A 14,250-nucleotide genomic window follows, 5' to 3' on the forward strand; every position below is an offset into this window, starting at 1 on the left:
ACCACACTTGATCGCTTATGTCGTGTCTGTGATAGGAAGCATCCATCTTTTCCTCTCCTGTCTTTTTTGATGCTTCCATTCTATCACAATTCCTCTACCTTGTGTAGACACTATCTAGGTATATAGAACCGTTTGGTTTAAAAAGGATAATAGCCGGACGGTGGGAACCGACCGGCTTATCCACCGGCAGGGCCGGTTTTCTATAGCTTTCGCGCAGCTTTACTTCTGCAACTCCTGATAGGCCGCGTTAACTTCTTCTTCAATTTGCTTACCGCCCATAGCATAGAACTCCTCTACATAGTCATCCCAAGCGTCTACGGGTAAGCTACCCATTACAATCTTTGCCAGATATTCTTGGAAAAGGTTTCCGCAAGTGTCGGGGGAGTCCAGCATGGCGGGCGTGGTGCCCCAGAATTTATTCTCCCGATAGCTTGTGGAGAAAGCCTCAAAGAACTCCGCGCAGTGGGGGTCGGCCCAGCGGCGGTCCACGATTTGCAGGAAACGTACAGGGTTACTCAACCCCATCGCGTACAACTCATCAAAGCTTTCAAAAATCTGGGTGATGTGCGTGCGGTCCTCATTTATCTCAAAGTGTACGCCCTCTATTCCCTGCGAGCAGAGATAGAAACCGCCATTTGGATCCTCGTCTACAGACCAGTTCAGCATTTTTATAAGCACATCCGGGTTCTGGCAGGACGTAGAGATGGACTTGATGTTACCATATCCAGGGGCAGACTCCTGGCTGCCGAATTCTCCGTCTGGCCCCTCCACATGGGGGATGGCGGAGAGGCTGGCCTCTGGGGTAATTTCCAGCAGAGCCGCTGTTTCGGGCTGAGTAGGCGCACCGGTAAAGCCACTGCCCTCATACACGCCGCCCTTGGAGCCGCTAAATTTCTGTTGGGCAAGATTGCCATCTGTGGTGAAAATATCCGGGTCAATTAGCCCTTCGGCATACCACTTAGCAAGGGTAGCCAGTGCCTCTTTGGTTTCAGGCAGAGTGCTACCTATACGCAAGCCGTCTGAAGTTTCCATCCAAAAACCAGGCTGTATGCCGTAGGCCCCGAATATCTCATCAAACACAGTCGTTTTGGTGCCGATGTAGCCAAAAGTATCGGCCTGGCCGTTACCATCAGGATCCTGCTCCTTAAAAGCCTTCATCACCGTGTACAAGTCATCTATGGTAACAGGAACCTCCAGTTTCAGCTTGTCCAACCAATCCTGCCGGATTACAAGCCCCTCAGTGTTTGGACCGTTGATTGCTCCATCCAGGTAGCCCACCGGGTAGGCGTATAAGTGCCCGTTATAGGAGCAGGCATCTACCTCAGAGGGACGCATCAGATCCTTAATGGCAGGCAACTGATCCAGAGTATCCTCCAGGGGCATGATCAGGCCCTGATCGGCAAAGCTGGTAAGCCTGACAGCACCGAAAGTCAAGGCGAAGAGAGCAGCGGGACTAAGGAATCCAGTTCTTCCCAAGAGGAGGAGCCAAAAACAGACGATCAGAACTACCATTTTACCATCTACCGCAGTTCAGTCTGGGCGACCTACCCTGCGGACGGTGGGGAAGGCTACCAGATTCTAAAGGACGCCATGAAGGCCTATGGGCTGCCTAATATTGATTGGGAAGTAATCTGTGTCAGCGGCACGGAATACTATGACAAACTGAATGTGTTGGCCGCAAGCGAGTCCCTTCCAGACCTGATGGACATGAACCAGGTCACCCTTACTGCTGCTCTGTCCGCCACTGCCCCCGCACGCCGCTAAGGAGCAAAGAAACGTTACGCACAGCAAAAGGGCTATAAGTCTTTGCACTGCTTTTTTCATGATTTGACCTCCTTGTTTTTCGCCTTTCATGGGGCCTGCGCCCCCAGCAATATTGTTCCAAAAAAGCGGGCTTTTCCCAAAATGATCATAGGCAAAAGCGCTCAGCCTTTCACAGAACCTATCATAACGCCCTTTACAAAGTACTTTTGTAGGAAGGGGTACACGCAGAGGATGGGCACTAGCGAAACAATGATAGTGGCCCCCACCACGGATTCCACCGCTGACTTACTGACCTCACCGGTAGTACGAGCTATCAACTGGCCGTCTATTACTTGCCGGATGTACAGGGGTAAAGTCAAGTTACTGCGGCTGTTTATGTAAATCAAGGGGCCCTGGAAATTGTTCCAAGATGCCACCGCCAGCCACAGTCCCACCGTAGCTAGCACTGCCTTTGCCAAAGGCAGCATGATTTGGAAAAAGATGCGTAATGGCCCGGCCCCATCAATAGCTGCAGCCTCCTCCGGGTCATTGGGCATACCACTAAAAAAGTTCTTCATGATAATCGTATTATAGGGGGTAACGATAGCCAGTAGGATCAGTGCCCAAAGACTATCAATAAGATTCAGGCTTTTTACGGTAAGATAGGTGGGGATCATGCCTCCCTGGAATATCATACAGAATACCACCAGAAAAGACAGCGCCTTATTACCCAGTACCTGCCGCTTGGAAAGCCCATAGGCCAACATGGCGGTAAGCAGCACCCCAATAGCCGTGGTTGCCACCGCACAGAAGATGCTATTGGCATAGGTTGTCCATATAAAGGGGTTTTTCATCACTTGGGTATAGGCTGCTGTGGTAGGTTCCCGCGGGGCTAAGAATAACCCACCGCGGGTGGCCTGGGCTGAGGAACTGAGCGAGAGGCAGAGTTCGTGCCAGAAGGGGTATAGCATTACCAGGCTGATAACCATCAACAGGGTAATATTCACCACATCAAACAGGACTTCTCCAAAACCTTTTTTCACTTTCATACGATAGGACCTCCTTACCATTTTATCTGGGCGGCAGGGTATTACCATATACCGTCCTGGCCCATGCGGCCAGTGACGAAGTTAGAAAAGCTTACCAGGATAAGCCCCACCACCGATTGGAATAATCCTGCCGCCGCCGCGTAGGAGAACCTACCCTGAGCCAGGCCGTAGCGGTACACAAAGGTGTCCAACACATCGCCCACGTCCATGGTTGCAGGTGTCTGCAACACATACATCTGATCAAATCCGGCACTGAGCAGAGAACCTGTGCGAAGTATCAGCATAACTGCAATCGTGCTGGCAATCGCAGGCAAAGTAATGTGCAGAATCTTTTGGAAACGATTGGCTCCATCTACAGTAGCGGCTTCATACAATTCGGGGCTAATATTGGTAATCGCTGCTAAGTACACTACCGTTCCCCAACCCGCCTCTTTCCAGATATCAGAAACCACTACCATCCATCGGAAGTTTCCTGGTTCTAACAACGGGTTCTTAGCAAGCCCAAAATAAGACAGGATACCCACCGAAGGCGAAAGAATTGTAGTAAGTACCCCGCCAATGACTACCCAGGAGATAAAGTGGGGCAGGTATACCACCGTTTGTATGGATCTTTTCAGTCCCACAGAACTGACCTCGTTAATCATCAGGGCCAGCAAAATAGGTGCCGGAAAGGAGAAAATCAGCTTTAGCAACGAGATATAGATGGTATTAAAAAGCACTTGGCCAAACTCTCGGTTAGAGAAAAGCATATCGAACCACTTAGTGCCCACCCAGGCACTGCCAAACATTCCCTCCGCCACCTTAAAATCTTTAAAGGCAATTACTAGCCCGCCCATTGGCACGTACCGGAATACCAACAAGGCCAAAAGCCCTGGCAGCATCAGCAGGTAGTACCATATATTTGCCTTAAAGCCTTTTTTGAATTTTACCCAAAGACGCGTCCATTGGGGTGCAACTGTTTTTGCATTAGTCATATTCATTGGTACAACTCCTTTCCTGTCCTTTTGCGTTCTTTACAATCGCCTTGGAAAAATAATACAAAAATCCGTAAAAATTCACAACACCAATCGGTGACAACTTATGTTTTGCAGGGTAGATAAAACTTTTTTATAAGTATATAGCTGTTTTTTTAGGTGTTTAGGGCACTTTTTTGCATATGCCTGGGGTTGCAGCCAACTCTACTCCACAAAAAGGTAGGCGCAACTCTTCCTTGTAAATGTTGAAAATTTAGGTTCGGCATGATATACTAAAAATCAGCTCCTGCCGCAGACTTCCTTATAAGTATGCCAACTATATCCATCAGAAGGAGAGCAACGCCTTATGAAACAGAAGAGTTCCCAGACCTTTACCCGCTTTTTTGCCCGTTATCTGGCGTGCAGCCTTGGAGCCTGCCTTTTTTTGTTTGCCGGTTTCGGGGTGGTTTCCTATATGGTGGAAGAGAGGTCCCAGTATAAGGCTGTGGAAGAAAACCTGGACTACTCCTTAAACTATCTGAATATCTTCTTTGACACCGTTGCCCGGAACAGCTATATCCTTTCTGGAGATACCGATGTAAGCGCTGTGATGAGCAACCCACTGTCTGTAGACCCATACCGATATGTGCGCGTCATGCGCCAATGCGACCAAGTACAATCGCAGACCGCTGTGCTGGGTTGCCGCTCCGTATATTTGTACCAGGAGGAGTCCGGGATTGTCTTTGCCACTGGTACTGGAAAAGTGGATGTGGAGGATTTCCGGGATGGGGACTTTTTGCTGGAACTGCCCCTGCACCCTACCCCGGCCATTATCGCCAGAGAGCTGGAGGGTGTATCTGTAGCCACCCTGGCAACAAGATTCTCTGCGGGCAACAAGGGCCCTAGCGGTTACCTATGCTTTAACCTGGATCAAAACTACCTGCAACGGCAGTTCTCTTTGCAGTTGGGAGAGGGCTATGTCATCTCCTTGGAAACTCCCGGCATGGAGGAAAGGGCCCTGCAACTGGGAGAAAGTGGCGATGCTGCCTTTACCGCCACAAAGTTTCTAAACTCCTACAGCCTGAAAGCCACATTATCCTATTCCAGATGGATGTTTTGGCAGGAGTTCTTAATCGGATACCTACGGGACGGCGGCATACTGTTTTTGTCTATGTTGGCCATGATATTGGTGCTAGGTTTGGCTTTGCAATCCTTGAGAGCCCTTTTCCATCCTCTGCTAAAACAGCTAAGCGGCATCTATTGCCAGGAAGGGCCACCCCGGAGCCTAAGTATGGAGGAGTTGCGCCAGGGCGTTACCAAGCTTATGGATGACCGGGAAACCTACAGCCGGGAGTTAGAGGAAACCCGACTCGCTATGGCTGAGTCCGGCCTACGTAGTGTACTTACCGGCAGCGCCCAAGCTGAGGAATTGGAGGGCCTTTTGCCCTGGCTGGCCGGTGCGGGTGAGGATATCTTCCTGGTGGCCTGTGTACGGTTAGACGTTGGAAAAAGCCGGGACAAGGATCGTATTCTCAGCAAGGCCCTGCTGAAAAGCGTGTTTGCCGGGGCCGGACCCCAAGGGGTGGAGCCTGCTATGGCCAGTATGGATCATGAAACGCTGGCCATGGTACTACGATTACCTGCCGGACTGGAGGGGGAGGCCAAGACCAGCGTTTCACAAAAGGCAGCAGCCGCGAAAAGCGCCCTGCCAGAGGGATTGGCTAGGGCACTGTTCGTATCGGCTGTTTCGCCTATCCGGGAGGCAGCCCTACTGCACGAGGCCTACCAGCGGGCTGCCGCAAACCTGCTGTACAGGGATATTCTAGTCCACGAGTGTTGCATCTTTGAGGGGATGTCCGGCCCTGCGTTACGGGTGCTGCTACCGGAACCAAACCTAGAGCGCATTGCCTTTGCGGTAGATATTGACCGTATGGAGGTGGTGGAACAGTACCTGCTGGAACTTATTGGACAGGCGGGAGAAGAGGAGTGGCACCAACTCAAGTGTAAGGCACTGATTATCATTGGAACCATCCTTAACCACACTCTTCCGGCTGGGACTGTTTCCCCATGGGAAAGGCTATACGCCCGCGCCCAGGACGTGCTGTCCGCTAAAAACTCCCAGGAACTACAAAAAGCCACGCGTAGTTTTGTAGGTTCCATCTCCCAAGAGCGGCTGTCTATTATCTCCCAAAGCGATTCCGGCAGCCAATATGTGCGGGCTGCCTGCCGGTATATTGATGAAAACTATCAGCGCCGCCTCACCATCCCGGAGATTGCCAGGGAACTTTCCATTAATGATAAATATCTCTCCCGGCTTTTCAAGCAAAAAAGTGGCCAGACCATTTTGCAGTACATTTCCGGGTTGCGGCTAAAGAAAGCTGTATACCTACTGCGGGAAACGGATCTGCCAATCGGCGAGGTAGGGATGCGCATTGGCTTTGAGGATGTACGGGGGTTTGTACGGCTGTTCAAAAAAGAGTACGGCATGACTCCCAGTGAGTATCGGATAAAAGAAGTCACATCTTCATTACCCTCGTAAGCCCGCCTCCCTTCCCTGGTCAAGAGGCGGCTCACCAAACACCAATCTCATCACCGCATTTACCAGGGAACGCCCCTCCACATTCCATGTTCTCCCTATTCAGTGCGCTGGCCTCCTCATCCACCTGCCGCTTACTGCTCCCTCCTTATCCCTTCAACTGTGCTCCTTTACTTTATCTGTCCCTGTAAAAAATGCAAGAAAGAATGCAATATTTCCTCTTGAACGGCGAGTTAATAAGTGAAGGCCTTCAAAACTTGCAGGGAAAGGAGAATGTGGATGGAGGATCAGCAAATTGTAGAGTTGTACCGGCAGCGGGATGAATCCGCTATTGCAGAAACCGAGTGCAAGTATGGCACATTCTGCCTACGCATTGCTATGAGCCTTCTATCGAATGGCGAAGATGCGAAAGAATGCGTCAATGAAACATTCTATCAGGCTTGGAATTCCATACCGCCAGAGCATCCCGAAAAACTCCAGCCATGGCTTGGCAGAATTGTCCGAAACATATCTGTTAGTTTATGGCGTAGAAACCACCGGCAGAAACGCTATAGCGGCATCGAACAGGCGCTTAACGAGATGGAGGATGCCGTCCCCTCCCCTATCTCGATTGAAAGGGAAATCGAAAGCACGGAATTGGGAGAGATCCTCAACTCGTGGCTAAAATCGCTTCCGCATGACCATCGGGTGCTGTTTGTACGCCGGTATTGGTACGGTATCTCTTTAAGTGACCTAGCAAATGAATGCGGCATATCACCGAAAAAACTGGCTCAAAAAATGTACCGGCTGCGGCTAGCACTTAAAGTGTTTTTAGCAAAGGAGGGTATTTTTCATGCAGAAGATAGATAAAGTCCAACTCTTTGAAGGTATTACTTATATCAACCCGGTATTCGTCGAGGAGGCAAGCGTACCACTTCCCAAAAGGTATACTAATATTCTATGGCTAAGAAAGGCCGGCGCCTTGGCCGCCTCCTTTGCATTTGCGGCAACTGTATTACTTTCCATAAATGCGGCTTTCCCGGCTTTTGCCGAGAGTCTACCGTTTGTTGGTGGAATGTTCCGCCAGCTAAACGCCTTGGGCACCAATGCCCCCAGTTATGATGGCCTGGTACAGAGCATTGACGAAAGCGCGGAAAATAACCAATATAAGGTCACCGTTACAGAAACATACTGCGACGGGGAATATGTTTTCTTTACTTTGCGTTTGCAGCCAAAAGACACCAAGCTACTGAAAATGGAATTGCTGCAAACAGAAGAAACTGCTGGTAATGACACCGTCCCTGGTTGGAACATTACGCTAAACGGAGAGAGCGGCGGACTTAATTATGCCCTGCCCGTTTTTACACGTAAAGGTTCCTATTTTGAAAGCAATCCAATCCAGGTAACTCTACCAGACGGCACGGAGCAGGACACCCTACTCCATGTGGAGGTCATGATTGGGAACCTCGCTGGGCGCACTTCGGAATCCATTGACCTGGGTGAAACCGGACAGATCGTTTCGCTAGAACCGATCCACCTTGCCTTTGACTTGACGGCCAATACCGGCTATAACCAACAGGGGATTGTGCACGGGGCTGAAACAGATGGTTTGTCACTACAAAGCTGGAGTTGTTCGCCCAGCAAACTGAGTGTTACCCTGGCCTATCCCTATTTTGGCATGGATGGTGTCAGCGTAAGTGCACACACGGATGATGGAGTGGACTTGGGAGAGGATCTCCGCGAATTTGGCGATTTTGGTGACGGGCGATATACCTTTGGCGATACGGCTATACAGAAATGCGCTTTTATTGGCCCGCCTGATAGTACAAAAAAAGTTATCGTTACCGTTTATAAGGAACAGCCCTGGGAACGTACGAACGGTACATCGGTTTTCGGGGAATTCACGATTCTTTTGGAAACTGGCGAGGTAACGATTACGTCCAATTATCTGGATGAGGGTTTCGAGTATTTACCGCTAGATGCGTATGCCGGCGGGAAAATTACGGAAACCGAAAGTAGTACGGCAGTTCCCGGTTGTTCTCCTGTTCCTCCCATATATTAGGAAGTCATACGGCCAAGTAATCTTCACTTATCACGATGAGAAAGCGGGAAATATCCGAAAGTATTCCCTTAACAACGAATTTTGCAAGACCACATACCACACCAGGGCACAACCCGTGACTAGTGCGTTCAATGTATTACCCAAACGCATACCTAAGAACCGCAAAGGAACTATATTCAGTTAAAAAAGCGCCCCCGGAGGATCCGGGGGCACTTTTGCTAACCATCATGTTCAATTTTTAGCCGTCCACTTCCAGCGCCCGTCACTACGAAACACCATACGTATAGTACTCCCCTCCACTATATCATCGGGCAAATACCCGGCACAAGCCGTCCCTCCTTCCGTATAAACCGGAAAGGTTTCCCAGGCGCTAAGGTTGCCGTCCTTCGCTATCCGTACCAGGTACACTGGCGAATCCGTATCGCACCCCGCTGCTGTTTCCGCAGCAACTTTTCGGTACCCACCCACCTGTTCCACAACAATGGTCGCGGTTTCTGGGCTGTGGTTATCCTCCACAAAAAAATCTTCACCCCAAAGCGCCTGCCAATCCTCTATCTGAGCCGCAGGCATCAGGAAAGGGGCCTCAGCCAACCGGGGCAAATTGCGCTCCACAATCTCCGTTACCACATACTGCACCTCACCCTGGCCAGTCAGTTCCATTCGATACGGCATAGCCCGGGAAAATATTGCAGAGGAAAAGCTCTCAGCCATCAGGCTGTGCAGAGCGTTACCAAAGGAGTCCCGGAACATCAGCAGGGAACCGTTCTCGGAGCCGCTGACAGTTTTTATGCGCAAGTCATCTACGTCCCGGATGGGCCGGGCATAGGAAAAACCCAAGGGCTGGGCAAACTCGTACTCTAAATCCAATCGGGGTGAGGCAGGGTAGATCATTTCGTAGAGATCCCCTCTATGGGTAGCCTGATAGTCCCCAGCCTTTAAAAAGGCGGATTCTGCCGGCAGGCCAAGCGCATCCAGGAGCACATCATGTGCCAGGGCTGCCCCCTTGTTGGTCCAGTGGGAATCTGTGGCAAAGTACAGCACTTCATCTTGGGCTTTTAGGGGGCCAAAGAGATCAGCGTAGTGAACCCCCTGCCGCTCTATGGCCGCTACCGCCGGAGAAGAGTATGCCTCTACCGCTTGAGCAGTTTGCAGGGACCCTGGCAGGTTCTGTGGATAAATGCCAGCTTTATTGGGCGCGATGGTAAACAGGAACTCTGCGCCCTGGCTCTCCGCATAGTCCTGGGCCAGGCGCAGCGTCCGGGCGATGCAATAGGCCTGCCGTGGGGCGAGCACATCTGCCCCGGTGAAATCGTCCAGGGTTTCGGTATAGTAGAGCCAGCCCTCCCGGCCCAGGGAAACCTGGGATTGGCTGGAGGTGTGGAGAAGGTTGGCCTTTAGAAAAGAGTCAACGGTGATGAGTTCACGCCGGAAGGCAAAACGCTTGGCAAACCAGCCGGCAGCGTCCGAGAGCAGTTCTACATTGGGTGAGCCGTCTGTCCGGAGGATGCTTGGGGGCGCTGTGACGGTTTCGTTCCCGGCGGCAGGGCTGGGGCCAAGGGCCAGCATACCCAGCCCCGGCAGCAGGCAAACCATCATAAACCATACAGTAAATACTGAATATAGCAATTTCTTCATAACTACCTCGTATATCTGGCTAGAATCGGAAATAGATGAAGGGATCGAATTCTGCCCCGGATAGATGCAGTACACACAACACAAACAGCGCCCCCGCGCACAAATACGACCCCGCACGCAGCACAGCCGCCCCGGATGCCCCGCACGCTGCCAGCGCTTTTATGCGGGGGAGCAACGGCAGGGAAAAGAAACAGCCGGCAAACAGGGCCAGCAGGTTCATAGGCGTGAGCATGGTACGTAATAAGCTGGCACCTTCCAAGGTAAAAGTGAACCCTGCCACCATATTCATGAACATATCCCCCGCCTTGGCAAGCGTTTCAGCCCGGAAAAGCACAAAGCCCAGCAGTACCACCAACAAGGTCAGGGGCCGCCAGAGGGCACGCCGTAGCTTTCCCGGTGGGGGCAGCAGCCCTTCCAAGATGATAAATGCTCCGTGCCAGAGCCCCCACAGGACGAAATTCCAACTGGCACCATGCCATAAGCCGGTACAGAAGAATACCAGGCACTTGTTCAACTGCGTGCGCAATTTGCCTTTGCGGTTCCCGCCCAGGGGGATGTACAGGTAGTCGCGGAACCAGGTGGATAGGGATATATGCCACCGCCGCCAGAACTCCTTAATAGAGCCGCTGGTGAAGGGGTATGCAAAGTTTTCCTGAAAATGAAACCCAAACATTTTCCCCAGCCCGATGGCCATATCACTATAGCCGGAAAAGTCAAAGTATATCTGTAGGCAGTAGCAGACGGCCCCCAGCCATGCAGAACGGATATCCAACGCACTGCCCGCACCGAAGGCCAAATCTGCCATACGGCCTACCGTGTTGGCTATAAGCAATTTTTTCGAGAGCCCCACTATAAACCGCCGGATCCCCTGGGCCGTAAGAGCGGCATCTGTCCGGCGGCTGTCAATTTGTTGGCTCACGTCGTGATACTTGACGATAGGGCCAGCGATAAGTTGCGGGAAAAAGGCTATATACAGCGTAAGTTTTAGCAGGTTTCGGCTGATCAGTGTCTGATCCCTATAGCAGTCTATTACGTATGAAAGCCCTTGGAAAGTGAAGAACGAGATTCCTACCGGCAGGGCAATATCTGGCACAGGGAGCATGATACCCAGGCTGTTTAGGGTTGCCACTGCAAAACCCGCGTACTTATACACACACAGAAACCCCAGGTTGACGGTCACTGTCCCTGCCAGTACAGCCTTTTTCCAGGCACTGCCTCCCCTGCCCAGCAGCAGTCCGCAAAGGTAGTTCACCGCCACTGAGGCCAAAAGGAGCAGCACATAGACTGGCTCGCCAAAAGCATAAAATAATAGGCTCAATAAGGTCAGCAACGCGTTTTTCGCCGTAATGGATGCTTTGCCGCAGCCTGGGATCAGCCGGTACAGAAGGAAGGTTACGGGCAGAAAGGCAAAGAGAAACGCCGGAGAACTGAATACCATGGCTTACCCCACATCCTGGATAGTTTCCACGCCGTCTACACGATAAGTATAGACCGTAAAACCGCTGTAGTAAAGCAAGCCGTCCTCCCCAGGCCCCATACAACTGGGGCCATACTCGCTGCTGTTAGGGTAGCCAAAAGCTGCATAGAAGGAGTTGATGTCACTACCTATGTATGCGTAGGGGTCAGCAGGGGGTTCCGGCTCCGGGGTTGGATCCGGCACAGGGGGCTGGGTTGGATCCGCAACCGGGGCCTGTGTGGGATCCGGCACAGGGGCCTCGGTAGGGTCTGGCGCGGGTGGATCTGTTGCCTCCGGAACAGGGGTGGCCGTAGGGGCCACAGTAGGCGTTGCCGTAGGAGCAGGGGTAGCCGTGGCCTTTGGGCTGGGGCTGGCCTTAGCTGTGGGAGATGCCTTTGGCGTGGCCGTAGGGGCCGCACTGGGCGAGGGAGAGGGGGAAGGTTCCGGCTGGCCCTCCCCACCGCCGCAAGCGGCCAGGCTCATGACGAGCGCAAGGGTCATAATGCCCAGAATGAGAGATGCAAGTTTATTCATGTATATCTATCTCCTTTAAGGTCACTTCTTGATAATATTCTTCACCCGGTACTTCCGCGTGGAGGGGAACTCACTGTACTTCCTCATGAACAGGTTTTCCTTGGGCCAACGGTATTGCTGCTGGGGGTCACAGATGAAAATTTGCCCGTCCAACTCTATCTCGACCCAGCCGTGGAGCACGAACCCCCGTCCATAGACATTTACCTGGCCGGAGATGCCGGTGGCCTGGAATCCCAGTTTCCGGGCTAGCATGGTACCCAGGCCCGCATAGCGGTAGCAGTTCCCCTTTCGATTCTTCAGCATATCCAGGGCCATATTGGTTTCCCATCCGGTCTGACCGTCCTGGCTTCCCACGCCAAGATAGCTGCCCGCGCGGTAGGGCCATGTTGAGATCTGGTCATATAAACGCTTATAATTATTGAGATTACTGTCACCCTCCTTGGTATATTTCTTCACCATATCGGTGAGTTGCTTGTCCAAAGAGGCGTCACCTGTGGTGTAGCGGCCGTTATGGTCAAATCTCAACACGCCGTCGGTTTTATTGTGCACCCAATGGCCGGAACTGTCCACCTGATAGAGTTCTCCCCCAATCAAGTGATTGCCCGGTTCGTGCTCGGCCACAGGGAGGATATAAGACTGCCAATTGCCTCCCTCATTGTGGATATGCTCTAGGGCAGCCTCCATGATCTGGCCGTAGGCCCAGTGAGAATATGGCAGATCCAGAAAAACCAGGGCATAGCCATCGGCTTTCAATCGCTCCGGATCCGGCTTACGGCCCAGAGCTTTGTTCACCACGGTGATGGCCTCTGCCCGGCTAATGTAGTTGTTCGGGCGGAAGGTACCGTCTGGAGAACCGGCTATCCACCCTTTGGCGGCGGCGTAATTAATGGCAGGAGCGTCCCAACTGTTCTGGTTCACATCCGGGAAACTGGCAGCAGGTATCTCCTCACTTTCCATGTCGAAGAATTGCGTAATAATCTGTACAAACTCATTGCGCCTGATGTATCTGTTCGGTTGGAAGGTGCCATCCCCAGGACCATTTACGATGCCCATCTCCGCAAGGGCCAGTACCTGCTTACCGTACCAAGCAGTTTCCCGCACATCGGTAAAGGTTTTGGAGCCGGTGCGTTCCGGCTCGTACTCCAAGATGCTATACACGATCTGAGCAGCCTCGGCGCGGGTCAACTGTCCTTCCGGACGAACAAAGTCGTTCTGTCCTCTGATATAGATACGGTGATCCACCATCTCCAGGCCGGGATAATTTGGTTTCTCCGGATTGTCCGGAATTTCCGGGCCATCAGGGGTGTCCGTATCATCAGGCGACTCTGTGCTGTCAGGGGGCTCTGTGCCGTCGGGTGAGGCCGTATCGTCAGGGGTTTCCATATCATTGGGAGGCTCCGTGTCATCAGGAGTTTCTGTATCGTTGGGTGGGGGCATATCATCGGAGGGGGGCAGTATCACCGGGAGGCTCTGTGATATCAGGATTATCTTCCACACTGGTATCATCCTGTAGCTGAATGTCGCCCACGGAAGGCGTACTGCTGCCAGCAGCCTGAGCCGTGAGCGGAATCATGGCAGACAAAAGACTGGCTGCCAGTAGGGCTGCAAGAAACTTTTTCATGTTTTCATCTTTCCTTCCTAGATAGTTTAGGGACATTTCACAAGGCACTGTACGTCCATCTCGCAAAGTGTACCTTTTGACAAGGACTGCCATTCCTGGAGAAATCTCACACAAAAGCACGATGAAGTCTTGAATTTCGAGCTTGTTTATGCTAAAATAGCTAAATGTGTGGGACTGTCAAAAGGTACACTTTTTGAAGGAAAGGCAGGGTGGCGGGCTGTGGGGTTGGCCCTTCGGTTTTTAGCAAAAAATTTCCCAGGAGGAATAAAAATCCCTCCTGGGTGCTTTTTTTGCTAGATACTGTCGTCAATAAATGAGTAGCCAAATAGCAATACAGCGAATTTGGACAGCAGCAGTGAAAGAAGCAGCATTTTTTGCGTAGCGCGTAGCAATACCGCGCCATCTTTTGAGAAACAGAAAGGCGTTCTCGACGAGATGGCGGAGTCTGTAGGGAAATTTGTCGTATTCCCTCAGGTGCTTTCTGTTTTTCTTTGGCGGAATGACCGGTGTCATTCCCTGTTCCGCAGCCTTGAGGATAATTGCATCTGTATCATAGCCCCGGGCTGCCAGAAGATACTCCGCCTGAAATCCCTCAATCAACTGCGCTGCAACTGTGCAATCCGCTGTGGTACCAGAAGTGATAAAGAATCGCACCGGCATACCATGCGCATCCACGGCCAGA

General features: G+C 51.8%; 12 protein-coding genes. 4 read left to right on the top strand and 8 right to left on the bottom strand.

Annotated elements, in window-relative coordinates; all coding sequences use genetic code 11:
• Window positions 1-219: 219 nt before the first annotated feature.
• The gene (locus U8U01_RS16010; protein WP_331678470.1) at window positions 220-1,278 is read right to left on the bottom strand and encodes a type 2 periplasmic-binding domain-containing protein; all 1,059 of its coding nucleotides are present in this window, start codon (window positions 1,276-1,278) and stop codon (window positions 220-222) included.
• A 15-nt stretch (window positions 1,279-1,293) separates the two neighbouring features.
• Here U8U01_RS16010 and U8U01_RS17370 point away from each other — a divergent pair, with 15 nt between their 5' ends.
• Complete coding sequence (locus tag U8U01_RS17370; RefSeq protein ID WP_331678471.1) at window positions 1,294-1,764, top strand: hypothetical protein; 471 nt, start codon at window positions 1,294-1,296, stop codon at window positions 1,762-1,764.
• A gap of 161 nt (window positions 1,765-1,925) precedes the next feature.
• Here the strand turns inward: U8U01_RS17370 and U8U01_RS16020 are convergent, their stop codons facing one another.
• On the bottom strand, window positions 1,926-2,792 hold the full coding sequence (locus U8U01_RS16020) for a carbohydrate ABC transporter permease (RefSeq protein WP_322176429.1): 867 nt from the start codon (window positions 2,790-2,792) through the stop codon (window positions 1,926-1,928).
• Between the two features lie 41 nt (window positions 2,793-2,833).
• The gene (locus tag U8U01_RS16025) at window positions 2,834-3,772 is read right to left on the bottom strand and encodes an ABC transporter permease (protein ID WP_322176431.1); all 939 of its coding nucleotides are present in this window, start codon (window positions 3,770-3,772) and stop codon (window positions 2,834-2,836) included.
• Between the two features lie 340 nt (window positions 3,773-4,112).
• On the opposite strand from U8U01_RS16025, the gene U8U01_RS16030 reads away from it, so the two are divergent.
• The 3 genes from U8U01_RS16030 to U8U01_RS16040 all read left to right on the top strand — a co-directional run bounded on the left by U8U01_RS16030 (window position 4,113) and on the right by U8U01_RS16040 (window position 8,322).
• Complete coding sequence (locus U8U01_RS16030) at window positions 4,113-6,284, top strand: helix-turn-helix transcriptional regulator (RefSeq protein ID WP_322176434.1); 2,172 nt, start codon at window positions 4,113-4,115, stop codon at window positions 6,282-6,284.
• A 276-nt stretch (window positions 6,285-6,560) separates the two neighbouring features.
• On the top strand, window positions 6,561-7,130 hold the full coding sequence (locus tag U8U01_RS16035; RefSeq protein ID WP_322176436.1) for an RNA polymerase sigma factor: 570 nt from the start codon (window positions 6,561-6,563) through the stop codon (window positions 7,128-7,130).
• Window positions 7,114-8,322, top strand: coding sequence for a DUF4179 domain-containing protein (locus U8U01_RS16040; RefSeq protein WP_322176438.1), 1,209 nt, complete (start codon window positions 7,114-7,116; stop codon window positions 8,320-8,322). The genes U8U01_RS16035 and U8U01_RS16040 overlap by 17 nt, the downstream gene beginning before the upstream one ends.
• 231 nt (window positions 8,323-8,553) lie before the next feature.
• Here U8U01_RS16040 and U8U01_RS16045 read toward each other — a convergent pair whose 3' ends face one another.
• The 5 genes from U8U01_RS16045 to U8U01_RS16065 form a co-directional block, all read right to left on the bottom strand.
• Entirely contained in the window at window positions 8,554-9,957 is a 1,404-nt protein-coding gene (locus U8U01_RS16045) for an alginate O-acetyltransferase AlgX-related protein (RefSeq protein ID WP_322176440.1), read from the bottom strand.
• 19 nt (window positions 9,958-9,976) lie between these two features.
• Entirely contained in the window at window positions 9,977-11,395 is a 1,419-nt protein-coding gene (locus U8U01_RS16050; protein ID WP_322176443.1) for an MBOAT family O-acyltransferase, read from the bottom strand.
• A 3-nt stretch (window positions 11,396-11,398) separates the two neighbouring features.
• The gene (locus tag U8U01_RS16055; RefSeq protein WP_322176446.1) at window positions 11,399-11,947 is read right to left on the bottom strand and encodes a hypothetical protein; all 549 of its coding nucleotides are present in this window, start codon (window positions 11,945-11,947) and stop codon (window positions 11,399-11,401) included.
• 21 nt (window positions 11,948-11,968) lie between these two features.
• Window positions 11,969-13,444 (bottom strand): S-layer homology domain-containing protein, encoded by a 1,476-nt coding sequence (locus U8U01_RS16060; RefSeq protein WP_322176448.1) that lies wholly within the window; start codon window positions 13,442-13,444, stop codon window positions 11,969-11,971.
• A gap of 430 nt (window positions 13,445-13,874) precedes the next feature.
• Window positions 13,875-14,250, bottom strand: a 376-nt coding sequence (locus U8U01_RS16065) for an IS5 family transposase (protein WP_322176451.1), incomplete at its 5' end; no start/stop codon positions are given.

Origin of the sequence: Acutalibacter caecimuris (genome assembly GCF_034335085.1) — a bacterium.
GTDB classification, from domain to species: domain Bacteria; phylum Bacillota; class Clostridia; order Oscillospirales; family Acutalibacteraceae; genus Acutalibacter; species Acutalibacter caecimuris.

Coding starts and splice junctions, on each gene's coding strand:
- U8U01_RS16040 (WP_322176438.1), top strand. CDS start 7,114: ATGCAGAAGATAGATAAAGTCCAACTCTTTGAAGGTATTACTTATATC.
- U8U01_RS16035 (WP_322176436.1), top strand. CDS start 6,561: ATGGAGGATCAGCAAATTGTAGAGTTGTACCGGCAGCGGGATGAATCC.
- U8U01_RS16055 (WP_322176446.1), bottom strand. CDS start 11,947: ATGAATAAACTTGCATCTCTCATTCTGGGCATTATGACCCTTGCGCTC.
- U8U01_RS16025 (WP_322176431.1), bottom strand. CDS start 3,772: ATGAATATGACTAATGCAAAAACAGTTGCACCCCAATGGACGCGTCTT.
- U8U01_RS16050 (WP_322176443.1), bottom strand. CDS start 11,395: ATGGTATTCAGTTCTCCGGCGTTTCTCTTTGCCTTTCTGCCCGTAACC.
- U8U01_RS16045 (WP_322176440.1), bottom strand. CDS start 9,957: ATGAAGAAATTGCTATATTCAGTATTTACTGTATGGTTTATGATGGTT.
- U8U01_RS16020 (WP_322176429.1), bottom strand. CDS start 2,792: ATGAAAGTGAAAAAAGGTTTTGGAGAAGTCCTGTTTGATGTGGTGAAT.
- U8U01_RS16030 (WP_322176434.1), top strand. CDS start 4,113: ATGAAACAGAAGAGTTCCCAGACCTTTACCCGCTTTTTTGCCCGTTAT.